Source organism: Pseudomonas reidholzensis, from assembly GCF_900536025.1.
Taxonomy (GTDB): domain Bacteria; phylum Pseudomonadota; class Gammaproteobacteria; order Pseudomonadales; family Pseudomonadaceae; genus Aquipseudomonas; species Aquipseudomonas reidholzensis.
In genome coordinates this window covers 82,896-105,556 of record NZ_UNOZ01000017.1, presented here as the reverse complement: position 1 = coordinate 105,556, position 22,661 = coordinate 82,896, and the positions used below count along the sequence as shown (strand labels likewise).

General features: G+C 64.2%; 24 protein-coding genes. 16 read left to right on the top strand and 8 right to left on the bottom strand.

Annotation, left to right across the window (positions count from 1 at the left end; translation table 11 throughout):
- Nucleotides 1–160 precede the first annotated feature (160 nt).
- Nucleotides 161–619, top strand: coding sequence for a nucleoside deaminase (locus CCOS865_RS12790; protein ID WP_119141300.1), 459 nt, complete (start codon nucleotides 161–163; stop codon nucleotides 617–619).
- Nucleotides 616–1,806 carry a CynX/NimT family MFS transporter gene (locus CCOS865_RS12785; RefSeq protein ID WP_119141298.1) on the top strand — a complete coding sequence of 397 codons (1,191 nt, stop codon included), beginning with the start codon at nucleotides 616–618 and terminating at the stop codon, nucleotides 1,804–1,806. Before CCOS865_RS12790 ends, CCOS865_RS12785 begins: the two co-directional genes overlap by 4 nt.
- Here CCOS865_RS12785 and pdxR read toward each other — a convergent pair.
- The 3 genes from pdxR to CCOS865_RS12770 form a co-directional block, all read right to left on the bottom strand.
- Complete coding sequence (pdxR, locus tag CCOS865_RS12780; protein WP_119141296.1) at nucleotides 1,799–3,232, bottom strand: MocR-like pyridoxine biosynthesis transcription factor PdxR; 1,434 nt, start codon at nucleotides 3,230–3,232, stop codon at nucleotides 1,799–1,801. The genes CCOS865_RS12785 and pdxR overlap by 8 nt on opposite strands.
- Nucleotides 3,233–3,472: 240 nt before the next feature.
- Complete coding sequence (gene dkgB / locus CCOS865_RS12775; RefSeq protein ID WP_119141294.1) at nucleotides 3,473–4,276, bottom strand: 2,5-didehydrogluconate reductase DkgB; 804 nt, start codon at nucleotides 4,274–4,276, stop codon at nucleotides 3,473–3,475.
- Between the two features lie 131 nt (nucleotides 4,277–4,407).
- A complete protein-coding gene (locus tag CCOS865_RS12770; protein ID WP_119141292.1) occupies nucleotides 4,408–4,749 on the bottom strand; it encodes a hypothetical protein in 342 nt (113 codons plus the stop codon).
- A 258-nt stretch (nucleotides 4,750–5,007) separates the two neighbouring features.
- On the opposite strand from CCOS865_RS12770, the gene CCOS865_RS12765 reads away from it, so the two are divergent.
- Entirely contained in the window at nucleotides 5,008–5,595 is a 588-nt protein-coding gene (locus CCOS865_RS12765) for a flavin reductase family protein (RefSeq protein WP_119141290.1), read from the top strand.
- A gap of 54 nt (nucleotides 5,596–5,649) precedes the next feature.
- Here the strand turns inward: CCOS865_RS12765 and CCOS865_RS12760 are convergent, their stop codons facing one another.
- The gene (locus tag CCOS865_RS12760; protein WP_119141288.1) at nucleotides 5,650–6,603 is read right to left on the bottom strand and encodes a LysR family transcriptional regulator; all 954 of its coding nucleotides are present in this window, start codon (nucleotides 6,601–6,603) and stop codon (nucleotides 5,650–5,652) included.
- Between the two features lie 253 nt (nucleotides 6,604–6,856).
- Between CCOS865_RS12760 and CCOS865_RS12755 the strand changes: the two genes are divergently transcribed.
- From CCOS865_RS12755 to CCOS865_RS12725, 7 genes are all read left to right on the top strand, one after another.
- Nucleotides 6,857–7,684, top strand: a complete 828-nt coding sequence (locus CCOS865_RS12755; RefSeq protein ID WP_119141286.1) for an amidohydrolase family protein — start codon at nucleotides 6,857–6,859, stop codon at nucleotides 7,682–7,684.
- A gap of 46 nt (nucleotides 7,685–7,730) precedes the next feature.
- Nucleotides 7,731–9,080 carry an MFS transporter gene (locus CCOS865_RS12750; RefSeq protein WP_119141284.1) on the top strand — a complete coding sequence of 450 codons (1,350 nt, stop codon included), beginning with the start codon at nucleotides 7,731–7,733 and terminating at the stop codon, nucleotides 9,078–9,080.
- Nucleotides 9,077–9,817, top strand: coding sequence for an SDR family NAD(P)-dependent oxidoreductase (locus CCOS865_RS12745; RefSeq protein ID WP_119141282.1), 741 nt, complete (start codon nucleotides 9,077–9,079; stop codon nucleotides 9,815–9,817). The genes CCOS865_RS12750 and CCOS865_RS12745 overlap by 4 nt, the downstream gene beginning before the upstream one ends.
- Entirely contained in the window at nucleotides 9,814–10,620 is an 807-nt protein-coding gene (locus CCOS865_RS12740) for a sugar phosphate isomerase/epimerase family protein (RefSeq protein WP_119141280.1), read from the top strand. The genes CCOS865_RS12745 and CCOS865_RS12740 overlap by 4 nt, the downstream gene beginning before the upstream one ends.
- A 513-nt stretch (nucleotides 10,621–11,133) precedes the next feature.
- Nucleotides 11,134–11,421: a DUF3077 domain-containing protein gene (locus CCOS865_RS12735; protein ID WP_119141278.1), complete on the top strand. Its 288-nt coding sequence runs from the start codon at nucleotides 11,134–11,136 to the stop codon at nucleotides 11,419–11,421.
- 171 nt (nucleotides 11,422–11,592) lie between these two features.
- Nucleotides 11,593–11,919 (top strand): type II toxin-antitoxin system RelE/ParE family toxin, encoded by a 327-nt coding sequence (locus tag CCOS865_RS12730; protein WP_119141276.1) that lies wholly within the window; start codon nucleotides 11,593–11,595, stop codon nucleotides 11,917–11,919.
- Nucleotides 11,920–12,046: 127 nt separating this feature from the next.
- The gene (locus CCOS865_RS12725; protein WP_119141634.1) at nucleotides 12,047–12,331 is read left to right on the top strand and encodes a helix-turn-helix domain-containing protein; all 285 of its coding nucleotides are present in this window, start codon (nucleotides 12,047–12,049) and stop codon (nucleotides 12,329–12,331) included.
- Between the two features lie 213 nt (nucleotides 12,332–12,544).
- On the opposite strand, the gene CCOS865_RS12720 is transcribed toward CCOS865_RS12725, so the two are convergent.
- Nucleotides 12,545–13,642, bottom strand: a complete 1,098-nt coding sequence (locus CCOS865_RS12720; protein WP_119141274.1) for an NADH:flavin oxidoreductase — start codon at nucleotides 13,640–13,642, stop codon at nucleotides 12,545–12,547.
- Nucleotides 13,643–13,770: 128 nt separating this feature from the next.
- Here CCOS865_RS12720 and CCOS865_RS12715 point away from each other — a divergent pair, with 128 nt between their 5' ends.
- Nucleotides 13,771–14,652: a LysR family transcriptional regulator gene (locus CCOS865_RS12715; RefSeq protein WP_119141272.1), complete on the top strand. Its 882-nt coding sequence runs from the start codon at nucleotides 13,771–13,773 to the stop codon at nucleotides 14,650–14,652.
- A gap of 4 nt (nucleotides 14,653–14,656) precedes the next feature.
- Here CCOS865_RS12715 and CCOS865_RS12710 read toward each other — a convergent pair whose 3' ends face one another.
- On the bottom strand, nucleotides 14,657–15,223 hold the full coding sequence (locus CCOS865_RS12710) for a DUF6630 family protein (protein WP_119141270.1): 567 nt from the start codon (nucleotides 15,221–15,223) through the stop codon (nucleotides 14,657–14,659).
- Between the two features lie 161 nt (nucleotides 15,224–15,384).
- Between CCOS865_RS12710 and CCOS865_RS12705 the strand changes: the two genes are divergently transcribed.
- Nucleotides 15,385–15,930 (top strand): NMCC_0638 family (lipo)protein, encoded by a 546-nt coding sequence (locus tag CCOS865_RS12705; RefSeq protein WP_119141268.1) that lies wholly within the window; start codon nucleotides 15,385–15,387, stop codon nucleotides 15,928–15,930.
- Nucleotides 15,931–15,935: 5 nt separating this feature from the next.
- On the opposite strand, the gene CCOS865_RS12700 is transcribed toward CCOS865_RS12705, so the two are convergent.
- The gene (locus CCOS865_RS12700) at nucleotides 15,936–16,433 is read right to left on the bottom strand and encodes a DUF3237 domain-containing protein (protein WP_119141266.1); all 498 of its coding nucleotides are present in this window, start codon (nucleotides 16,431–16,433) and stop codon (nucleotides 15,936–15,938) included.
- A gap of 134 nt (nucleotides 16,434–16,567) precedes the next feature.
- On the opposite strand from CCOS865_RS12700, the gene CCOS865_RS12695 reads away from it, so the two are divergent.
- Nucleotides 16,568–18,217: a tannase/feruloyl esterase family alpha/beta hydrolase gene (locus CCOS865_RS12695; protein WP_244216099.1), complete on the top strand. Its 1,650-nt coding sequence runs from the start codon at nucleotides 16,568–16,570 to the stop codon at nucleotides 18,215–18,217.
- A gap of 193 nt (nucleotides 18,218–18,410) precedes the next feature.
- Here the strand turns inward: CCOS865_RS12695 and CCOS865_RS12690 are convergent, their stop codons facing one another.
- Complete coding sequence (locus CCOS865_RS12690) at nucleotides 18,411–19,649, bottom strand: OprD family porin (protein ID WP_119141264.1); 1,239 nt, start codon at nucleotides 19,647–19,649, stop codon at nucleotides 18,411–18,413.
- 302 nt (nucleotides 19,650–19,951) lie between these two features.
- Here CCOS865_RS12690 and mhpT point away from each other — a divergent pair, with 302 nt between their 5' ends.
- From mhpT to CCOS865_RS12675, 3 genes are all read left to right on the top strand, one after another.
- Nucleotides 19,952–21,175: a 3-(3-hydroxy-phenyl)propionate transporter MhpT gene (gene mhpT, locus CCOS865_RS12685; RefSeq protein ID WP_119141262.1), complete on the top strand. Its 1,224-nt coding sequence runs from the start codon at nucleotides 19,952–19,954 to the stop codon at nucleotides 21,173–21,175.
- The gene (locus CCOS865_RS12680) at nucleotides 21,172–21,711 is read left to right on the top strand and encodes a DUF3237 domain-containing protein (RefSeq protein ID WP_119141260.1); all 540 of its coding nucleotides are present in this window, start codon (nucleotides 21,172–21,174) and stop codon (nucleotides 21,709–21,711) included. The genes mhpT and CCOS865_RS12680 overlap by 4 nt, the downstream gene beginning before the upstream one ends.
- A gap of 89 nt (nucleotides 21,712–21,800) precedes the next feature.
- On the top strand, nucleotides 21,801–22,631 hold the full coding sequence (locus CCOS865_RS12675) for a p-hydroxycinnamoyl CoA hydratase/lyase (RefSeq protein ID WP_119141258.1): 831 nt from the start codon (nucleotides 21,801–21,803) through the stop codon (nucleotides 22,629–22,631).
- Nucleotides 22,632–22,661: the final 30 nt, after the last annotated feature.

The window sequence follows — 22,661 nt, the reverse complement described above, 5'->3', positions numbered from 1 at the left end:
GCCTAACGTCACTGCGCGCCAGGCCCGATAGCCAATGCGCTGCTTTGCCAGGAGGCCAATGCGGCCATTCAGGGGGCCACTGACCTGCATCCAATCTCTTCATTTCAGCCTTGGCCCGCGAGCCGGGATAATGGCGGCTCTGCAACAGGAGTTTCGATCAATGTCCAACCCACAGTTCATGCGTGAAGCCCTCGACCTGGCCCGCGCGAATATCCAGGCCGGTGGCCGGCCCTTTGGCGCCGTGCTGGTGTATCAGGGGCAAGTGCTCGCCCGCGCCGTCAACGAGATCCACAGCACCCAGGACCCGACCAGCCACGCCGAAATGCAGGCCATCCGCAAGGCCGCCCAGACGCTTGGCCAGGCGCGCCTGGACGGCGCCGAAATCTACGCCAGCGGCCATCCGTGCCCGATGTGCCTGGCGGCCATGCACCTGTGCGGCATCACCCGCGCATGGTTCGCCTACGACAACAGCGAGGGCGAGCCGTTTGGCCTGTCGACAGCCCAGGTGTATGCGCAAATGGCCCTGCCACCGCAACAGCAGAGCCTGCCACTGCGGGCGCTGAAACCGGACGGTGAAGCCGACCTGTACCGCGAGTGGCAGCAGGCCCACTCGGCATGAGAGCTGCGTTCAACCTGCTGCTGGTGATGTTGCTGGCGCTCAACCTGCGGCCGATCCTCACCAGCATTGGCCCGTTGCTCGAGCCGATGCGCGCGAGCACCGGCCTGGGCTATCAACAAGCGGCGCTGCTGACCGCGTTGCCGGTGTTGTGCATGGGGCTGGTGCCATTGGCGCAGCCTTGGCTGCGGCGCTGGTTGAGCGAGCACGGCGGCATGCTCATGGGCCTTTCGGCGATTGCCTTGGCCTGCCTGTGGCGGCTGCAACTGGAGACGGCCTGGGCGCTGATCGCCAGCGCGGTGCTGGCCGGGCTTGGCGTGGCGCTGGTCCAGGGCATGATGCCGGGGCTGGTCAACCGCTGGTTCCCCAGCCGGCTGGCGCCGACCATGGGCCTGTACAGCGCGGCGCTGATGACCGGGGGCGGGCTGGCGGCGGTGCTCGGGCCGCACCTCAGCGGGTACTTCCAGCGGTGGCAGGTGGGCCTCGGCTTCTGGGCCGTGCCTGCGGTGCTGGCGGTCATCGCCTGGGTGCTGCTGCGGCCACGGCAAGGCACGCCAAAACGCGCTGGCGCGGCTGAAGGGCATTGGTTCGGCAATCGCCGGGCGTGGTTGCTGGCGTTGTATTTCGGCCTGATCAATGGTGGCTACACCAGCATGGTGGCGTGGCTGCCGGCCTACCACCTGGAGCACGGCGGTACGGCCCAGGGTGGCGGTGACCTGGTGGGCCTGATGACGGTGTTCCAGGTTCTCGGTGCGCTGGGCCTGCCGCTGCTGCTACGTCGTCTGGCCGATCGCCGCCCGGGGCTATGGCTGGCCTTGGCTATCCAGCTGTGCGGTTTTCTCGGTTTGTTGCTGGCGCCGACCGTGGCGATGGGGCTTTGGGTAGCGCTGATCGGCCTTGGCCTCGGGTCGTGTTTCAGCTTCAGCCTGACCTTGACCCTGGAGCACCTGAAAACGCCTGCCGAAGCCGGCAGCCTGGCGTCCTTCGTCCAGGGCATCGGCTTCATCGTCACCGGCATCGTGCCCTATATCACCGGCTGGCTACGGGATGTCAGCGGTGACTTCCAGGCGTCCTGGGCCCTGCTTACGGTAACTATCCTGGCCATGCTGCTGGTGACCGCACGCTTCGTGCCGCAGGGTTACGCCGCCGCCATCGCTCGCCCGGGGCCTGCGCAACAGGCGCTCAGCTGATCCGCTGGAGGGTATCGCGGACCCGGTCCAGCGCCGGGTCGATGTCCAGCAGCTCAATGGCGCCGAAGCCCATCAGCAGGCCGGGGCGCACCGGCGCCTCGCAGTAGAAAGGCGCCAGTGAATACAACCCGACCTCGACCTTGCGCGCCAGGTTGGTCAGCAACTCGACGTCGACCCCTGGGCTTGCCAGTGCGCTCAGGTGGAAGCCGGCGTTGGCCGGTACCGCGCTCAGCCAGGGCGCCAGGTCACCTTCCAGGCGGGCCAGGATGCGCCCGCGGCGCGCGCTGTAGATCTCGTGGCAGCGGCGGATATGCTTGCTCAGGTGGCCCTCGCTGATAAACCGCGCCAAGGCCCATTGCTGCAAGGTCGGGCTGTGCAGGTCGCTCAGGTGCTTGGCCACGCAGGCGGCCTGCAGCACCGCCTCAGGCAGCACTGCGTAACCCAGGCGCAGCTCGGGCAGCAAGGTCTTGGAGAAGGTGCCGACATACGCCACCAGGCCGTGGCGGTCGAGCCGCTGCAAGGCATCGCTGTTCGGGCCCTGGTAGCGGAACTCGCAGTCGTAGTCGTCTTCGATGATCAGCGCACCCAGCTCCGCGGCCCTGGCCAGCAAGGCTTCGCGGCGCCGCTCGCTCATCGGCATGCCCAGTGGAAACTGGTGCGAGGGGGTCACGTAGATCAGCCGCGTGCCGTCGGCGATCTGCTCGACGCACAGTCCCTCGGCGTCCACGGGTACCGCTTGCAGGCGCGCACCGAGCGCCAGGAACAGCTGGCGCGCCGGCGAGTAGCCTGGGTCTTCCATGGCCACCGGGCAACCGGGCTCGATCAGCACCCGGGCGATCAGGTCGAGCGCCTGCTGGGCGCCGTTGCACACCAGGATGTCGGCCGCGCTGCAGTGCACCCCGCGGGCATAGGCGATGTGGTGGGCGATGGCGTCGCGCAGTTCGGGCAGGCCCTGGGCGAAGAAGTGCCGGTCGGGGTGGCGCTGGCTGCGGCGCAGGGCGTACTGCAGGCAACTGCGCCACTGGTCGAAGGGGAACTGCGCCTTGATCGAGGCACCGCCGATGAAGTCATAGCGCGACGGCGCATCGAGGGCACGCTGGGTCAGCACGGTGGCGCGCTGCTGCCAGCGCTTGAGCGAGTCCGCGGCGGCCAGCGGCAGGGCCTCGGCCGGGGCCGGTTGGCGGGCGTGCCGTGGGCTGATGAAGGTGCCACGGCCGACCACGGCGCTGAGCAGGTTGTCGTAGGTCAGGCGCGAATAGGCTTCGGCCACGGTCTTGCGCGAAACCCCCAGTTGCTCGGCCAGCAGGCGGGTGGGCGGCAACTGGGTACCGGCGGCGAGGTGGCCGCTGTCGATGCCGGCACGCAGTTGCTGGTAGAGCTGGTCGGCCAGGCCTTTGCGGCCTTCGAGGCGGATGTGCAGTTCCATGGACGGGTCCGGGCGGGGCGGGCGCCCAGCATACCCGCATGGCCTGGTTTTGTGACGTCTCGCCCGAGGCTCGCGCGGTGACTAGGCTGACGCTTTCGCGGGGCAAGCCCGCTCCCACGAGGTCTCTGTAAAGCACGAGTTCTTGGTTCGGCGCGGGCTCCGTGGGAGCGGCGGTGCGCCGATGCGACTTGCCCCGCGAAAGCTATGGACCAGGCGACCCATTTTCTGACTGATCGAGGGTCAGTCCCAGGCGGGCGCCAGGCTGGCCGGGCTGATCATCCGCTCGCCACGTTCCAGGGTGGCGATCTCGGCCATCTCGGCGTCGCTCAAGCGCAACGCGCCGGCCTTGAGGTTGCTCGCGAGGTTTTCCCGCTTGGTCGACGACGGGATCACCGCGTAGCCCAGCTGCAGTGCCCACGCCAGGGTCACCTGGGCCGGGCTGACGGCATGGCGCTGGGCGATGGCCTGGATCAGTGGGTCCTGCAGGACCTTGCCATAGCCCAGGGTCATGTAGGAGGTCACGTCGATCCCGTGCTGCTGCATGAAGCCAACCAGCTTGCGGTTTTGCAGGTAAGGGTGCAGCTCGATCTGGTTGGTGGCGATAACGCCAGGGCCAACCGCGGCGATCGCTTCTTCGAGCAGCGCGATGGTGAAGTTGGACACACCGATATGGCGGGTCAGGCCTTGGCGTTGGGCTTCGGCCAGTGCCGTCATGAACTCGCTCACCGGCACCGCGCCGTTGGGCGATGGCCAGTGGATCAGGGTCAGGTCGAGGTGATCGGTGCGCAGCTTGCGCAGGCTTTCCTGGAGGCTGGGGATGAGCTTGTCGGCGGCGAAGTTGTCGGTCCAGATCTTGCTGGTCAGAAACAGCTCGGCGCGCGGCACGCCACTGTCGGCGATGGCCTGGCCGATCTCGGCTTCGTTGCCGTAGATCTGTGCGGTGTCTATGGCCCGGTAGCCGAGCTCGAGGCCGGTGCGGACCGAGTCGATGACCACCTGGTCCTTGAGACGAAAGGTGCCGAGGCCGAGGGCGGGAACGATCATTGGAGGACTCCTGGGTGGGAACGGGTGAGGGGGGCAGTATGGCCGGCGTGGGCCTGCGTGAAACAGCCCTGTTGCGGCACTTGTGCTTTGACCCGCAGGCAACAATGGCTGTTCCATCCCGGCACCCGGTGTCACAACCGCGCCGTGCTCACGGTGATGTAGCCCTTGTCGGGCACGGCGATGCGAATCACCGTCTGGTCATCCTCGCGCTTGTGCTTCTGCCTGATCCGCACACCGTCCACCGCCGCGGCGCGCATGTGGTCGCGGATGGCCCGGCCAGTGGGGTCGAAGAAGGCTTCGCTGGCGAGCAGCTCGATGCGTTCGATCAACTGCCGCGTCTGTTCGTCGGTGGCGCAGAAAAACAGCACCCCGGACAGGTGCGGGTCGTCGTCGGGGTTGCACACGTCGTGGTCAAGCAGCTGGCGCAGGGTGCGGCGCAGCTCGGTAGTGGAGTGATGATGCGGCGAGCACATGGCAAAGCCTCCTCGGGAGCGCAGGGGTGCCGGCCTCCCGCTGGCGGGAGGCGGTGATGTCATCCAGTGCTGATCATGTTTTCGCCGGGCCGGGCTAACAAGTAAGGAGATTCCTTGCTTGATGTGGGAAATTTCCTAAACCGTTATGGCCGCCTTCGACCGCGGCGCACCGTTCGATGGTCAGCTTCGCCAGCTTGCGGCAGAATTCCCCCCTGACTGCCAGGCTCGAGGTTCGGGCAGCACTTGCAGAGGTTATCGATGAACACCTATTTCCAGCCCGTTGCACTGAACAAAGCCTATCGCCTGCTCAACCACGGGCCTACGGTGCTGGTCTCGGCCAGCCATGCGGGCGTCGACAACGTCATGGCGGCCGCCTGGGCCTGCGCCCTCGACTTCGACCCGCCCAAGCTCACCGTGGTGCTCGACAAGAGCGCGCACACCCGGCAGTTGGTCGAGGGCAGTGGCTGGTTGGTGATTCAGTTGCCGACGGTGGCGCAGGCGCGGCTGACCCATCAGGTCGGCACCCAGAGCCTGGCTGATCAGCCCGACAAGCTGGCGCACAGCGGGGTGCAGTTGTTCCGGGTCGAGGGGTATCCAGCGCCCTTGGTCAGTGACTGCTCGGCCTGGCTGATGTGCCGGGTGATCGAGGAGCCGCACAACCAGACTACCTATGATCTGTTCATTGCCGAGGTGGTGGCGGCCTGGGCGGACACGCGGGTGTTCCAGGCGGGGCACTGGCACTTCGAGCAGGCCGATCCGGCGTTGCGTAGCCTGCACTATGTGGCGGGCGGGCACTTTTATGCGATCGGCGAGCCCGTGGTGATCGACGGGCAAGCGAAAGAGTAGGCCTGCTCCCATCGCGGGGTGGAGAGCGGTGACGGCCGGCCTGACGTTACCCACTCAGGCCGTCGGCATGGCAAACCCGGCAATCTCCCGCCCCAGCTTGACCGCGTGGGCATGCAACACCCGCATCAGCTGCAACGACGCCTGCGACGGCGGCTCGAAACGCGAATAGACAAAGCTGATGTCGAAGTGAATTTCCTCTGCCAGCGGCACCACCGCCAGCCCGCTGCCCTGCGCCACGAACTCATCGATGATGGTAATGCCCATCCCTTGCTTGACCAGGGCCACCGCCTCGTTGGCATTGGTGAACGACAGCAGCGACTCCAGCTGCGCGCCATCGCGCTCGATCTCCTGCGCGAGCAGCTTGCCAAACGGCATGTCCGGCCTGAACAGCAGCAGCGCTTGCCCTTCGAGCTGGCGCAGCGACAGCTGGGGCTGCTGGGCGAGCGGGTGCTCGGGCGGCAGCACCACCACCATGCGCCCACGCATGAACGCCTGCGAATGCAGATGGTCATGCACCAGCGGCAGGGCGGCGATCGACAGGTCGACCTTTTTCGACAGGATCTGGTTGGGCATCTCGTTCATCAACGAGGTCTGCCACTCGATGTTCAGTGACGGCGATTCGCGCTTGAGCTGCGCCAGGGCGATCGGGATGACCACCGTCGACAGCGACGCACTGCAGGAGATGCGCAGGTTGCGTTGCGAACCCGAGGCCAGCGACAGCGCGCACTCGTTGACCACCAGTGCCGCCTGGTAAACGCGCTCGACCTCGCGAAACAGCACCTGCGCCTCGGCGGTCGGCACCAGACGATTGTTGATGCGCTCGAACAGCCGGTAGGTCAGGCGGCCCTCGATGTAGGCGATCAGCTTGCTCACGGCCGGCTGCGAGACGTAGAGCATCTTTGCCGCGGCGCTGATCGAGCCGGTCAGCATGACCGCGCGAAACACTTCCATATGCCGCAGCTTGAACACCATCGCGGTGGATTCGCAGGCTTCTTGGCTGGGCAGCATTGGTATTACCTTTGGTTATGGTGTTGGACATCTGTGTATGAGCATCGGCGGCGGCCTACAAGTATCTTCAGCACAACCAAATCCCCCTGCGGCAAACAATAACACCGCGCCCCCTGTGGGAGCGGGTTTACCCGCGAAGAGGCCGGCGCAGACGACTCTGTGCATGGCAAGGGCTGCGCCCTTGTTCGCGGGTAAACCCGCTCCCACAGGGGCTGCGGCAGGGCAGTGGGTGGATACTCTCGAGGAGAACTGCGTGAACATCTTTGACGAACCGAAGATCGATTGCCATAACCATTTGTTTGACCCCGCGCGATTCCCCTATCACCCCGACGCGCCCTACGCACCGTCTGGCCAGGAAATCGCCACGCTCGAGCAGTTCAGCGAGGTGATGGACACCTACGGCGTGCGCCAGGCCCTGCTGGTCGGCCCCAACAGCGGCTATCACACCGACAACCGCTGCCTGCTGCACGCACTGGCCGTGGGCCAGGGGCGTTTTCGCGGCATCGCCGTGGTCGAGCGCGATATCCCCATCGACCGCCTGGCGGCACTGAAGGAGCAGGGCGTGGTCGGCGTGGCCTTCAACCCGGCGCTGTACGGCATCGAGCACATGGACACCGCCGAGGCCAACTTCGGCAAGCTCGCCGAGCTCGGCATGTTCGCCCAGATCCAGGTCTGCGAAGACCAGTTGCTGCACCTGCACGGGCTGCTCGAACGCAACCCGGTGCGCGTGCTGGTCGACCACTGCGGCCGACCGGACGTGAGTGCCGGCGTTCAACAGGCGGGCTTCCAGGCGCTGCTCAAGCTGGCGCGTTCCGGGCGGGCCAGCGTCAAGCTGTCCGGCATGCAGAAGTTCGCCGCGGCCGAAGACCTGCACGGCCAGAGCTATGCCTATGTGCATGCACTGATCAATGCGTTTGGCCCGGATGCCTGCGTATGGGGCTCGGACTGGCCGTTCATTCGCCAGCGCTCGCGGGTCGACTACGGCCCGCTGCTCAAGCTGGCCGAGCGGCTGATGCCCGACCCGCACCTGCGCCGCAAGATCATGTGGGACACCCCACGCCGCCTGTTCGGTTTTGCCTGACTGCGTTGCACCCGCGATGACATTCCAATAATAAGAGACCGACGTCATGAACTCTGAGCACAAGATCAGCCTGGGGGTGTACGACACCCCCGCGCAGCAAACCGCCAGAACCCGCACCCGCTTCATGATCCTCGCGCTGATTTCCGGCGGCACCATGATCAACTACCTCGACCGCAGCGTGATGGGCATCGCCGCGCCCAGCATCAGCGCCGACCTGGGCCTCAACGCGGCCATGATGGGCATCATCTTCTCGGCATTCTCCTGGACCTACGCCGCCGCGCAGATCCCCGGCGGGATCCTCATCGACCGGCTCGGCACCAAGTTCACCTACTGGCTGGCGCTGACCCTGTGGTCGCTGTTCACCGGCCTGCAGGGCCTGGCCCAGGGCTTCCTGTCGCTGCTCGGCTTCCGCTTCCTGGTGGGCATCACCGAGGCGCCGTGCTTCCCGACCAACAGCCGCGTGGTCGCCACCTGGTTCCCGCAGAGCGAGCGCGCCCGGGCCACCAGCATCTATACCTTTGCCGAGTACATCGGCCTGGCTTTTCTCACGCCGCTGCTGTTCTGGGTGCTGCACGCCTACGGCTGGCGCTTCCTGTTGATGGCGGTCGGTTTGATGGGCATCCTCTATGGCCTGGTCTGGTGGCGCAAATACCACGAGCCGCACCAGTCCACCACGGCCAACCAGGCTGAGCTGGACTACATCGCCGAAGGCGGCGGGGTGGTCGATGGTGGCCAGAAAGCCACCGTGTTCCAGTGGTCGCAGATCCCCGCGCTGCTCAAGCACCGCAACATGCTCGGCATCTGCCTGGGGCAGTTTGCCTGCAACTCGACCAACGTGTTCTTCCTGACCTGGTTCCCGACCTACCTGGTCACCGAGCGCCACATGCCCTGGCTGAAAGTCGGCTGGGTGGCGGTGCTGCCGTTCATTGCCGCGTCGCTGGGCACGCTGGTCGGCGGCTGGCTGTCGGATGCCTTGCTGCGCCGCGGCTACTCGCTGAACGTCGCCCGCAAGCTGCCGGTGATCGCCGGCCTGCTGACCGCCTCGGTGATCGTCCTGGCCAACTATGTCGAGTCCGACGTGCTGGTGATCGCCATCCTCTGCGTCGCCTACTTTGCCCAGGGCATGTCGGCGCTGGCCTGGATGATCGTCTCCGACATCGCCCCCAAAGGCCTCTTGGGCCTGAGCGGCGGCCTGTTCAACCTGTTCGCCAATGCGGCCGGCATCGTCACGCCGCTGACCATCGGCATCATCGTCACCGCCACCGGCTCGTTCGTCTGGGCCCTGGCGTTCGTGTCTACCATCACCGCGCTTGGCGCGCTGTGCTACCTGTTCATGGTGAGCGACCTGCGTCGCCTGCCGGATATTCCCTGCGTCGAAGAAGGAGCAAAACAATGAGCCAGAACCTGGAAGGGCAGATCGCGATCATCACCGGCGGCATGCGTGGCATCGGCCTGGCGATCGCCCGCCGGCTGCACGCCGAAGGCGCTCAGATCGTCATCTGGGACCTTGCCGTGGATGGCTGGGACAGTGCTGAAAACGGCTTCGAGCCGGTGCTGCGCCAGTCGGTCGACGTGTCGTCGCTGGCCTCGGTCGAAGCCGCCTTTGCCGAAGTGTTGGAGCGTGTCGGCCACGTCGAGATCCTGGTCAACAACGCCGGCATCAATGGCCCGGTGGTGTCGTCCTGGGAGTACCCGACCGAGGCCTGGGACAAGGTCATCGCCATCGACCTCAACGGCGTGTTCTATTGCTGCCGCACCGCCATCCCGCACATGCGAGAACGCGGCTACGGGCGCATCGTCAACATCGCCTCGATGGCCGGCAAGGACGGCGTGCAGTACATCTCGGCCTACTCCGCGGCCAAGGCCGGAGTCATCGCCTTTACCAAGGCGGCCGCCAAGGAGCTGGCCCAGGATGGCGTGCTGCTCAACTGCGTGGCGCCGGCCATGGTCGAGACGCCGTTGATGGCCGAGATGACCCAGGCGCACATCGACGCGAGCAAGGCCAAGATCCCCATGGGGCGCTTCCTCAAGGCTGAAGAGGTGGCCAACATGGTGACCTGGATCGCCGGACCGGAGTGCAGCTTCACTACCGGCTTCGTGTTCGACCTCAGTGGGGGGAGGGCGACCTATTGAGGGGCTTGGCAGTCGCCCACCTGACGGCGCTCGACCTCGAGCCCGTGGCACTGGTGCGGGAGGCGGGCCGGGCAGGGTTCGCCTCCGTCGGGCTGCGTTTGCACCCGGTGATGGCCGGCGCGCTTGCGTACCCCATGGCCGTGGGCAGCCAGGCGTTGCGCGACCTCAAGGCGGTGATGGAGTGGGAAGGGGTTGCGGTCAGCGATATCGAGTTCGTGTCGCTGACCCCGGAGCGGGTGGTGGCCGGGCTTGAGCCACTGCTGGCGGCGGGCGCGGAACTGGGGGCGGTCAGTTTGACCGTTTCCGGTGATGACGCCGATGCTGCGCGACTTGCGGACAACTTCGGTGCCTTGTGCGTGTTGGCCAGTCGCTATGGGCTGCGGGTGGACCTGGAGTTCATGCGCTGGCGGCAGGTGGGCAACCTGCACCAGGCGCTCGACGTGCTGGAGGCGGCAGGGCAGGCGAACAGCAGCGTGCTGGTCGATGCGCTGCACCTGTATCGCTCGGGCGGTGACGCGGCGGCCATTGCAGCGGCGGATCCGCGATGGTTTCGGGCGGTGCAGGTGTGTGATGCACCGCGGCTGGCGCCGGCTGAGGCGTTGATCATTGCAGAGGCAAGGGAAGGGCGGTTGTTGCCGGGGCAAGGTGAGTTGCCGTTGGCGGAGCTGCTCGGTGCGTTGCCCGATGATGTGGGGTTGAGCGTGGAAACGCCATCGTCGCAGTTGCACGGGGAAGCGCGCTTGAAGGCGGCGTATTCGGCTACTCGTGCCTGGATTGATCGTGCGGGGTTGAGCGGTTTTTGAGCTGGTTTCCTGCTGCGTCCTACGTGGATGAATCAGATTTTCCCTATTCCATGTAGGGCGTTTCCTAATCATCCTTTTACCGCCTTTGCGCCATTGCGATGGGTATCTGAGCACCCTAGTCTCGGTGGGTCGTTGCCAAATCAACGGCCGGGTCTGCAAGCCTGAGTGACATCGAGTTTCGTGCTCACCCTCGAGCCGCTGACGGTTTTTCAGTGGTTGTGCTCAATGGTGGCTGCGTACGGGTGACCTTCGGGTCAGCCGGGTTTTGACCTCGATGCTCTCCGGTCTTGCAGGCCCGTACGTAGCCGCCACCTATCACTCTGCAAGTGGTGGGTGTGGGGTTGAACGCACATGAACATCGAGGTGTGACCATGCTCAAGATCGTTCCCGATCCACCCCATCCAAATCCTTCCCTGAATCCCCTCGCTACGTGGGAGCGGGCTTGCCCCGCGAAGGCCAGTGCTGACACAACCCAATCAGTCGCCTTGGCCCAGCACCAGCGGAGGATTTCCCATGGACGATGACACCCCACAAGAAATCGGCAAGCTGGGCTACACCGTAGGCATAGCATCCTGCCTGGACGGCGTAGTCGAAGGTAAACAGCTGTTCCGCGTAGAAGCCGGCAACTGCTGCGACCATGCCCTCGAGCAAGCCTCAGTCCTCCTCGACAGCGCTCGCCGTGCCTCTTTCATTGGCGTGATGGACGACGAGCCGGTACTGGTTTGGGCTTCGCATTTTCTCAGCGAGATGGCCAAGGCGCTGATGGATGACGCGCACATGGGGCTGCACAGCAAGGAGTGATCGGGTCGGCGGGCGGTAGACGCTCGCGCTCAAGAGGGCTCGGCGGGATCCAGTTATATCGAATTCGAGATAATCGGAAGGGTGGTCTTGAGGTTATCTCGAAATCGATATAATCTAATTTCTCTGCCGGTGGGAAACACCCGCACCAGCCAGTTAGAAGGAAGTCTGGGCATGCTAGAACATCCCAAACCAATCGAATGGCTGGGCAGCAGTAGAGCGGATCTTCGAGATTTCCCAACGATTGCAAAGCAGCGGGCTGGGTATCAGCTTGAGCTGATCCAGTACGGGGAAGAACCCTCCGACTGGAAACCGATGGAAAGCATTGGTCAGGGAGTGCGAGAAATCCGCATCAAGTGTAGAGACGGGGCTTTTCGCGTATTTTATGTGGTGAGCCGGCCGGAAGCGATTTACGTCCTGCACGCATTCCGCAAGACTACAGAAAAGACCGAAAAGCGCGACATTGACCTGGCAAAAGACAGGTACAAGTCGCTGGACTGAGCCAGGTGCAATAGCGCTGAGGGAAAATTTACGCCCCATTGGCTTGCGGCAATGGGCGACATTCTCCCCCCGGTCTTACTCGATGCACCTTTCCTAAATGACGTGAATGCAAACAGAGGTATTGAAGATGGCAAACGAACGCTCTACCTCCGTGTGGGATGCGTTGGTTGACTCGCCAGAGGACGCCGAGAACCTTCGACTGCGTTCCAAGCTGATGCGTGTGTTGACCAAGACCGTTCTGTCTTGGGAACTGCCACAGAAGGACGCGGCTCGAAAACTGCGCCTGACTCAGCCGCGGTTGAGCGAATTGCTGAACGGAAAAATCGACAAGTTTTCGCTGGATGCCCTAGTGAACATGCTGGCCAGCGCGGACTTGGAGATCGATTTTACAGTGAAGGAGAAAGCGGCCTGACCGAGCCGCCCCTTCTCTAATTTCAAAGGTCATTTCAGTTGGCTCTAGGCGACAGCAGCAATGACTGAGGCTACCAGGTTTTTTGCCCTAAGCTCCGTCGGAAACGCCCAGAAACCTTACCGGCGCACTGAACCGGTGGGCATGGTGGCTATCAAGCTCGTAGGTGCTTGCAGACCGATCGGGTTGAATGTCCGCCGCCATCAAAAGCCGGCGCTACAACGCCAACTCGCTCTCCTTGATGTTGGCAATAGGGCCAAGCAGCGACGCGTCGAACGCCGCCAAGGGCTTGCCGCCAGCTAAACGGGTCGGCAAGTCCGGGTTGGCCAATGCGCTTTTGCCCAGGGCGATCATGTCAGCGCCAGCGGCCAACACAGCCTCTGCGCCTTCGCTGTCATGCAGCCCACCATTGGCGATCAGCGAGGCGGCAGGTGCGTAGCGACGCGCCAGCGCGACCAGGCTCGCACTGTTGGAGGGAAAGGCCGGTTTCCAGGCTTCGAACTCCGTCACGTGGATGAAGTCCACGCCCGCATCGTTCAGCGAGCCAAATATGACTTCGGCATCCCGTTCACCGCCCGCCCATTTGTGCCCGAAGTCATTCACCTTACCCTGGGAAATCCGCACGCCGACCGGCACAGCGCCCACTGCCTGCCTGACCGCCTTGATCACCTCGAGGGTCAGCCCGACCCGCTGCTGAACATCGCCCCCCCAGCGATCAGCACGCTGATTGGTGTAGTCCGTGAGGAATTGATCGAGGAGGTAACCGTTGGCCCCGTGGATTTCAATACCGTCAAAGCCCGCCTCGTCGATCGAGCGCTTGGCGGCCTGAGCAAAGCCGCTGATGGCGTCGGCAATATCTTCGTCGCTCATGGCTTTGGGCAGCGGGTAGGGGCCGTCACCAAAGTAGAAACGCATCTGCTCCCCTTTGGCACGAATCGCCGAGGGCGCAGCGCTGTGGTCGCTGAAGCGGTTGCCCTGGCTCAATGCGCCGGCATGCATCAGCTGGGCGAACACGGCACTGTCATGCGCATGGATGCGATCGGTGACGGCGCGCCAGGCCAGGGACTGTCGCGCGTCAGTGATCCCCGGCTGGCAGGGGTAACCTTGCGCGTAGCGCTGGTCGGTGTAGAGCCCCTCGGTAATCACCAGCCCGAACCCGCCCTGGGCGAAGCGCTGGTAATACTGGGCCATTTCAGCGGTTGCCAGGCCTGTCTCGGTGGCACTTACGCGGGTCATTGGCGCAACGGCAAGGCGATTCCGCAGTGAGAACCCGTTAATATCATGGGCAGATAAAATATCTCGGTTCGTGTCCATCGTGGCTTCACCTCGTCGTTCAGTGTCGTCGGCATCTGATTGCCCTATACGGCATAGAATATGGAGCGTTGGCGGGCCGGGCCAAGCCGTCTGGCGGTGAAGCCGGTATAACTCATAAGGATATAATCATGCAGGTGGCTGATCTGCGCGTCTTCCTTGCGGTAGTGAGCACCGGCAGTCTGTCGGCGGCTTCTCGGCAACTGGACAGGGCGCCCATGCAGGTTTCTCGGCGTATCGCGGCGTTGGAAAAAGAGCTGGGTGTGCGGCTGTTTCATCGCACCACCCGTTCGGTCTCGCTCACCGCCGAAGGTGAAGCGCTGCTGCCTTACGCCCATACCATGGTCGAAGCGCAGGAGAGCGCGCTGGGCGAGCTGCGACCATCGTCAAGCCGGGTTTCGGGTGTGCTGCGGGTGACAGCGCCGAGTGTTTTTGGCCAGTCCATCGTGCTGGAGATGCTGCCGCGACTCTTGGCGTCGTACCCGGACTTGCGCGTGGAGCTGGACCTCAGCGACGCCCAGGTGGATCTGGTCGCCCGTGGCTTTGACCTGGCGCTGCGCGTGGCGCCACTGGCTGACTCTGAGCTGGTCGCCAGAAGCATTGCCGCAAACCCCCGGGTGCTGTGTGCCGCGCCAGCCTACCTGGATCAGTACGGCCAGCCTGCCACGCTGGCCGAGCTCGAAGCGCATCAGTGCATCACGCTGCAGGCAGTCCCCAGATGGCCCTTTGTGGTTGATGGCGACATTGTTCGACGGCGTATGAACGGCCGAGTCAGCACGAGCAGTGTCGATGCGGTGAGAGGCGCGGCGGTCCAAGGCCTGGGTATTGCGATGTTGACCTATCTGGATGTCGTCAATCAGTTGCGCGATGGCTCTCTGATCGCGATCGAACTGTCGGATGCAGGCATGGAAGCGCTGTCAGTCTGGGCAGTCACCCCAACGCGCCGCTATGTGCCGGCGCGGGTGAAGGTGTTTCTGCAGATGCTTGAAGCAGAGATAGCCGGGCGGCGTTAGCGCATCAAAAAGCCTCTAGCCCAGCCTCGATACCCGCCAGTTGCGCGAGTACGATCATGTTGTCGACCTGAGTGCTCTCAACGATACAGCCGACGTATTCATCACCGCCGGTATCCAGGTGCAAAAAGCGCCGGCCCAAGCCTGAAAGCCAACGATCAAAGCCTGCCAGTACCTGTGCCATCGTCTGAGTACCGTCATGCTGATAGACGTAGCGCTCGTCTATGCCACTGGCCTTGACCAGGAACGGTGCCAGGTACTCGAAGCCGTCAAAACCTCTCCAGTCGACAGCCAGCAAGGCGAGCTGATCGAGCGATTGTCCTTTTTCTGTCGACAGCACCCCTTCGGCCAAGGCGCTGGTCGGCTCATCGCCGTGCCCGTAACAGCGCATCACTCGTCGCACCAGGCGCGCGCGTTCGGCCTCGGACATACGCGCCAACAACGCCTGGGTAAAAGCCTTGAGCCCAGGCCGGTACGGGTGCAGCTCGCGCATGATCGCGGCGTCGCTGACCGGTGTCTCATCCGGTGGCGGTTGCGTGAAGCGGCCGCCGAACAAACGATCGAAAAGTCCCATCGGGTTGCCTGCGTCATCCCTGAAGCGTTAAATATACTGCTGCGCCTTGGTCCAGGCCAGTCGACAGGGTGGTTCTGGACAGGCTCGTTTGCGCTACCTGGATCCGCGAACGATAGAAAAGCCTGCTTAGCTTGATTCGGGGATGCCAGGGAGAGGCTCGTATGTTCAAGTTTTTCGTCACGTTGTCGATGATCGCCGTGAGTGCAAATGTGTGCCTCGCCAGTGAGGCAGAGGACCAGGCCACCGCGTTCGCCAAGATCTACGCCGCGCTTTGCGTGCAGAACGTTGCAGATCTGCCAGCGCTGAGAGACAAACTGAGCGCAGTCCCCAGTCTGCCGCCTGAAAAAGCGGCGGTGTTCCTGGCAGGTAATCCTGGCGACGCGTGGCCTGTTCCGGACAAGCAGGGGACGTTCGTACTCGCCCTACCCAGCAACAAGAACCTTTGCGCAGTGCATGCCCGCAGGGCGAGTCCAGAGAAGGCCATAAAACTGTTCACTGGACTGGTGTCCAACCCACCCGCGCCGTTCTCCGCAGTGCGGGTCAAGGACGAGCAGGGGGAGGCCGGCGCAAACGGCGCAACTCACACGGTTGCCTACGAATGGTCGGTACCCGACGCGAAGCGCAAGATCTTGTTTACCCTGACCACCAACGCGTCTGAGTCTGCGCCACTTCAGGCGCTGGGGTCAGTGGCCGTCATCAGTCGATAGATCACTCACTCGACCCGATAAACCTGAATCGAAACCGCATTGCGCGCTGGTTTCAGGCTGGTCAGGCTGCCGACCAGGACCGCTTGGCTCAGCCAGGCATATGGGCCTTGCGGGGCGTCGATGCTGATGTGCGAAAACGCATAGCGTTTGGCCGGATCGAGGTTGTGCACCAGCACCTGGTTGCGCACCGTCAACACTGCCCCGTCGCTGGTCTGCAGCTCATACAGCGCGTCCAGTTGCTTGACCCCATCTTCGCGCAGCAGCTGCCGGTCGGCGCCCCCTGCAAGCACTTTGCCGTGCAAGCCTGGCCCTTCGAACTCACCGCCGGTGATCGGCACGATAAAGCGCTCTCCCAACGGCCCCTTGCCCAACGCCTGGCTAGGGGCGATGTCGACGATGGCCTGATACACGGGCACCAGCTTGGGTGGGGTTTCAGCGTGCACGGCAGAGGAGGCGGCCAGCACGGCAGCCGTCAGCGACGCGATCATGGATTTTTTGAACATGACAGACCTTATTATCGTTGTGGTTGTGGCATTGCCACGGATCGGTAACAGTCGATATAGTTAATATTATTAACCATTGATTCAATCTGTCAAACCGGTGCTTTCTCCCACAATCACAACAAAGGAATGCCTCAGTGACTCCATTCGACCTGCCGCGCACCTCGCGCACCCTGCTGGCGTTGAGCTGCAGCCTGCCGCTCATCTCGTTGGCCAATGCCGACGAGGCTGCGCAATGCCTGGCGTTGACCAGCGCCGACCCTTCAGTGCGATTCGTCGAGCAGCGCTTTATCCCGGCGGGTGAGCGGCCGCAGGCCAACCCGGGGCGTGCGGCGCTGACCGGCGAGGCCTTGAGCAAGCTCGCGATGCCGGGGCATTGCCTGATCATCGGTGCGATCGGCGAGCGCACGGGCCAGGGCGGCACACCTTACGCCACCCACTTCGAGTTGCGCCTGCCGTCACCCTGGAACGGCCGCTTCCTGTTTCAGGGCGGTGGCGGGATGGATGGGGTGCTGGGCCAGGCACTGGGGGCGATCCCGTTTCGCGGGGCGACCGCGCAGCCTGCGCTCAACCGTGGCTATGCGGTGGTCTCCACCGATTCGGGGCATACCGGCCGCAACAGCAGCGATGCGCAGTTCGGCCTCGATCAGCAGGCGCGGCTGGATTACGCCTATGCCGCGATTGGCACGGTGACCGCCCAGGCCAAGCGGCTGATCGGCGACTACTACGGGCAGCAGCCGGACCACAGTGTGTTCATGGGCTGCTCCAACGGCGGGCGATCGGCGCTGATGGCCGCGCAGCGTTTCCCCACGGCATTCGACGGGGTGATCGCTGGCAACCCTGGGTTGCGCCTGAGCCGCGCGGCCGTGGCGCAGGCCTGGGATACCCGCGCACTGAATGCCGCGGCGCCGCGTGCGCAAGACGGTCGCCCGATCCTCGCGCAAGCCCTGACCCAGGCCGACCAGACGCTGATCGCCAACCGCGTGCTGGCGCAGTGCGACGCGCTGGATGGGGCCAAGGATGGTTCTATCGATGCCATGAGCCAGTGTCACTTCGACCCCAGCGTGCTGCAGTGCAAGGCTGGGCAAGCGGATCAGTGCCTCAGCGCGGCCAAGGTCACGGCACTGCGCAGCGTCTTCGAGGGCGCCCGCGACAGCCGTGGCAATGCGCTGTACAGCGACTGGCCGTGGGATGCCGGGATCGCCTCGAACGGCTGGCGGGCGTGGAAGCTGGGCAGCTCGACCAGCGGCGAGCCGGACGCGCGCAATGCCACGCTGACACCGGGGTCGCTGGGGTATTACTTCATGACCCCTGCCAATCCAGACCTCAAGCTCGATGCAGTGGAGTTCGATGAAGCCGCTCAGGCCACTGCGCAGACTGCGGCGATCAACGATGCGGTGGCCACCCAGATGTCCAGTTTCATCGGTGGCGGTGGCAAGCTGATCGTGATCCAGGGCAACAGCGACCCGGTATTTTCGGCCAACGACCTGCGCCGCTACTGGGATCGGTTGAGTGCCGACAACGGCGGCGCGGCCAAGCTGGGAGGCTGGGCCAAGCTGTTTATTGTGCCGGGCATGACCCATTGCGGTGACGGCCCCGGGCTGGATGACATCGATCCGTTGACTGCCCTGGAGCAATGGCAAACCGAAAGCAAGGCCCCGGCGCAGTTGCTGGCGCGGGGTACGGCATTCCCAGGGCGTAGCCGTCCGCTGTGTCCGTACCCGCAAGAAGCGCACTATCGCGGCCAAGGTGATGCCGAGCAGGCGGAGTCGTTTGTCTGCCGCTAGGCCAAGTTGCCTGCCTTGGGGCCGCTCCGCGGCCCTTTCGCGGCGGTCCGGCGTCCCGGCAAGCCCGCTCCTACAGGGGAAAGCGCCGATCTTCAGTGCGGCGCGGTCCCTGTAGGAGCGGGCTTGCCGGGACGCCGGACCGCCGCGAAAGGGCTGCGCAGCAGCCCCAGGATGCAACTGACTGACAGCAGGCCTAAAGCAAGCTGATCGGGTAGCTGATCATCACCCGCACCTCGTCGAAGCTGCTCTGAAAGGTCGAGCGCAACGTCGACAGGTTCAGCGCTACCCCGAGGTCGCGCCACTGGCCCGATTGCACCACATAGCGCACCGACGCATCACGCTCCCATTCGTGGCCGCCGTCGCCATTCCTGCGTTGCACATGATCACCCCGGATATAGCGCGTCATGACGCTCAACCCCGGCACCCCCATCGCCGCGAAATCATAGTCGTAGCGCACCTGCCAGGAGCGCTCGCGCGCATAGGCGAAGATGTTGTTGGCGTGGTTGGTCATCAGGGTGCCGCTGTCCTGCAAGGCGACGAAGTCGTCGTCGCCGAACTGGCGCTGATACCCCAGCAGCAGCCCATGCCCAGCCTGGTTCCAGCGCAGGCCCAGGTACAGCGCGCGGTTGTCCAGCTCGCCGGCCTTGGCCCGGCCTTGCTCGGCGCTCACATACACGCCGCCGTCGAAACGCAGCAGCGCAGTGCCCCAAGGTTGCTGAAGGGCGAGGCGGTAGAAGTCCTGTCGATAGATGTCCTTGAGCTCGGCATGCCAGTAGCCCATCTGCAGACGCGCGTCGGCGGTCTGCCAGTCGCCACCGACGTAGTCGAAGCGCTCGCCGGTCACCGTGCTGCCGTGCATGTGCAGCTTCTCCTGATCGGTCGAGTCGCGCCCGCTGAACGAGTCGATCCGGCCCGCCTGCAGGTTCAGCGCTTTACTCGGGGCAACGGTGAGGGTGGTGCCCACCTGGGTTTGTGGCAGCAAGCGGCCGTCGTTGCTGCGCAGAATGGGCAGGTTGAGCACCTGCTCGCCGTACTTCAGCTCGCTGTTGAAGCCACGAACCTTGATCACCCCACCCAGCCGGCCGAAGTTGTCCGCCGGGCCACTGTCGTTGTTGGGGATCAGCCCGGTGCCCGCGCGGCCCTTGCCACTGTCGAGCTTGATGCCGAACTGGCCGAGTACATCGACGCCGACGCCAATCGGCCCGGGGGTGTAGCCGCTGCCGCCTTGCAGGATGAAGCCCTGCGCCCACTCGGCACGCTTGGCGACCTTGGCGTCGCTGCCTTTGTAGTCACGGGCGAAGTACACATTGCGCGTATTGAGGGTGAGGCGGGCGTCGTCTGCGAAACCTTCGGCGAAGACAGCGGGGCTGATACAGGGGCTGAGCCCCAGGCACACGGCAGACAGGCGCAGAGGAAGTGACGGAGGGTGCATAGGTAGCTCCAGTTATTGTTTTTGGTAGAGCGCCGTGGGGCACGGCTACGCTGGAGTATGCTTATATAGTTAAGATGCATAACAGTTATTTTTATTAATCGTTCGACTATCGAACGCTTTTCATCGGGTCATTCCGGCTGGATGGCCGGTTGAACCCAGGGTATGCCCATTAAACGTTCGGTGATCGACCGGATGCGTCGCGGACTGATCGCTCGCCGGCATGAAGCGGCTTGACAGGAGCATGGTTAACAAAAATAATCGTTAATAGAGTTATCTATCTAAAAACAACAAAGGATATTCTGATGACCAACCCTCTGCAGCGACCGGTGCTGACCATCGGGCTGTGCTTTATCGTCGCCTTGCTCGAAGGGCTCGACCTGCAAGCCACGGGGATCGCGGCACCGCACATGGCCAAGGACTTCGGCTTGAACGCCGCGATGCTCGGCTGGGTGTTCAGCGCCGGCCTGATCGGGCTGCTGCCCGGCGCCTTTATCGGTGGCTACCTGGCTGACCGTATGGGGCGCAAGTGGATCCTCACCGTGGCAGTCGTGTTGTTCGGCCTGTTTTCCCTGGGCACCGCACATGCCTGGGATTACTCGTCCTTGCTGGTCGCGCGACTGATGACCGGGCTGGGCCTTGGCGCGGCATTGCCGATCCTGATTGCGCTGACCAGCGAAGCGGCGCCCGAGCGCCTGCGCAGCACGGCGGTGAGCCTGACCTATTGCGGCGTTCCGCTGGGCGGGGCGCTGGCCTCGCTGATCGGCATGTCCGGCCTGGGCGAAGGCTGGCGGGCGGTGTTCTACGTCGGCGGCATCGCGCCGATCGCAGTGGCCTTTGCCCTGGTGGCCTGGCTACCTGAATCCCAGGCCTACCGCACCCGCGGCACCGCGGTGACGGCGGGCAACAGCACCGTGGCGCAGCTGTTCGGCCCCGGCCAGGCGAGCCGCACCTTGCTGCTATGGCTGGCGTGCTTCTTCACCCTGACGGTGCTGTACATGCTGCTCAACTGGCTGCCGTCGCTGCTGATGGGCAAGGGCTTCACCCGTCCGCAGGCGGGCACGGTGCAGATCCTGTTCAACCTGGGCGGCGCTGCCGGGTCGTTCCTCACCGGGCGCATGATGGACCGTGGCCATGCGGGCCGTGCGGTGTGCATCGCCTACGCCGGCATGCTGGTGGCCCTGGCCGGCCTGGGCCTGTCGCCGAGCTTCGGCTTGCTGGTGCTGGCCGGGTTTGTCGCCGGTTACTGCGCCATTGGCGGCCAACTGGTGCTTTACGCCCTGGCCCCGACGCTGTACCCAACCCAAGTGCGTGCCACGGGGGTCGGCGCGTCGGTGGCGGTAGGTCGCCTGGGGTCGATGGCCGGGCCATTGGCGGCAGGGCAGATCCTGGCGGCGGGGGCAGGGGTCGGCGGGCTGCTGCTGGCCGCCTCGCCGGGGCTGGTGGTCGCGGCCGCGGCCGCCATGGCATTGCTCGGCCGACGCGCGCCCAAGCCTGAGGCCAACGCCTCGCAAGAGGTGGCGTCATGAGGCCGTTCAGAGGTTTGGCCATCATCCTGCTCGGCAGCTGCGCCTGGCTGGCCCAGGCGGCGAGCTACGCGCCGGCACCGCTTAAACTCGAGCCGCTGGCGCGCTTCAGCGTCGACCTGGTGGCGCCGATCTGGGAGCTGGGCGAGACCAGCGGGCAGGGCAAGCGCCGGATCATCCCGATTACCGGCGGCCACTTCGAGGGCGCCCGGCTCAAGGGCACCATCCTCAACAACGGCGCGGACTGGCAAGTGGTGACGGCAGATGGCGTCGCCATCATCGACACCCGTTACCTGCTGCAGACCGACGACGGCGCCTTGATCTACCTGCGCACCGAGGGGTACCGCTTCGGTCCGGCCGAGGTCATGAAGCGGGTGGCCGCCGGCGAGGAGGTCGACCCCAGCCTCTATCAGTTTCGCCTCACGCTGCGCTTCGAAACGTCGGCGCCCCAATACGCCTGGCTCAACCGCACCGTGGGTGTGGGCAGCGCCATGCGCCTGGGTAACGCGGTGGTCTACGAGGCGTTCGAATTAAAGTAGTTAATAATATTAACGATTAATTGACTTAACCAGTTGGCCGGGATAACGTCTGGTCAACCACAACGAACAACCAGAACAAGAGGTGTGAAATGGGCCAATACGACAACCGCTGGCAGACCGTGAAAGTCACCGTCGAGCAAGGCATCGCCTGGGTCAGCTTCAATCGTCCGGACAAACGCAACGCGATGAGCCCGACCCTCAACCGGGAAATGCGCGACGTGCTCGAAACCGTCGAGCAGGACGCCGAGGCCCGTGTGCTGGTACTGACCGGTGAAGGCAGCGCCTGGACCGCCGGCATGGACCTCAAGGAGTACTTCCGCGAAGTCGACGCCGGGCCGGAGATCCTCCAGGAGCGCATCCGCCGTGATGCCTCGGAATGGCAATGGAAGCTGCTGCGCTTCTACAGCAAGCCGACCATCGCCATGGTCAACGGCTGGTGCTTCGGTGGCGGCTTCAGCCCGCTGGTAGCCTGTGACCTGGCCATCTGCGCCGACGAAGCGACCTTTGGCCTGTCGGAAATCAACTGGGGCATCCCGCCCGGCAACCTGGTCAGCAAGGCCATGGCCGACACCGTTGGCCACCGCGAATCGCTGTACTACATCATGACCGGCAAGACCTTCGAGGGGCCGAAAGCCGCACAGATGGGCCTGGTCAACAAAAGCGTGCCGCTGGCGCAACTGCGTGATGAAGTGGTGCTGCTCGCCCAGGACCTGCTGGACAAGAACCCGGTGGTGCTGCGCGCCGCCAAGAACGGCTTCAAGCGCTGCCGCGAACTGACCTGGGAGCAGAACGAAGACTACCTGTACGCCAAGCTCGACCAGGCGCAATTGCGCGACCCTGAACATGGCCGCGAGCAGGGCTTGAAGCAGTTCCTCGATGACAAGAGCATCAAGCCAGGCCTGCAAGCCTACAAGCGTTGAACGGTTGCCACTTCATTCCCGAATAATCAG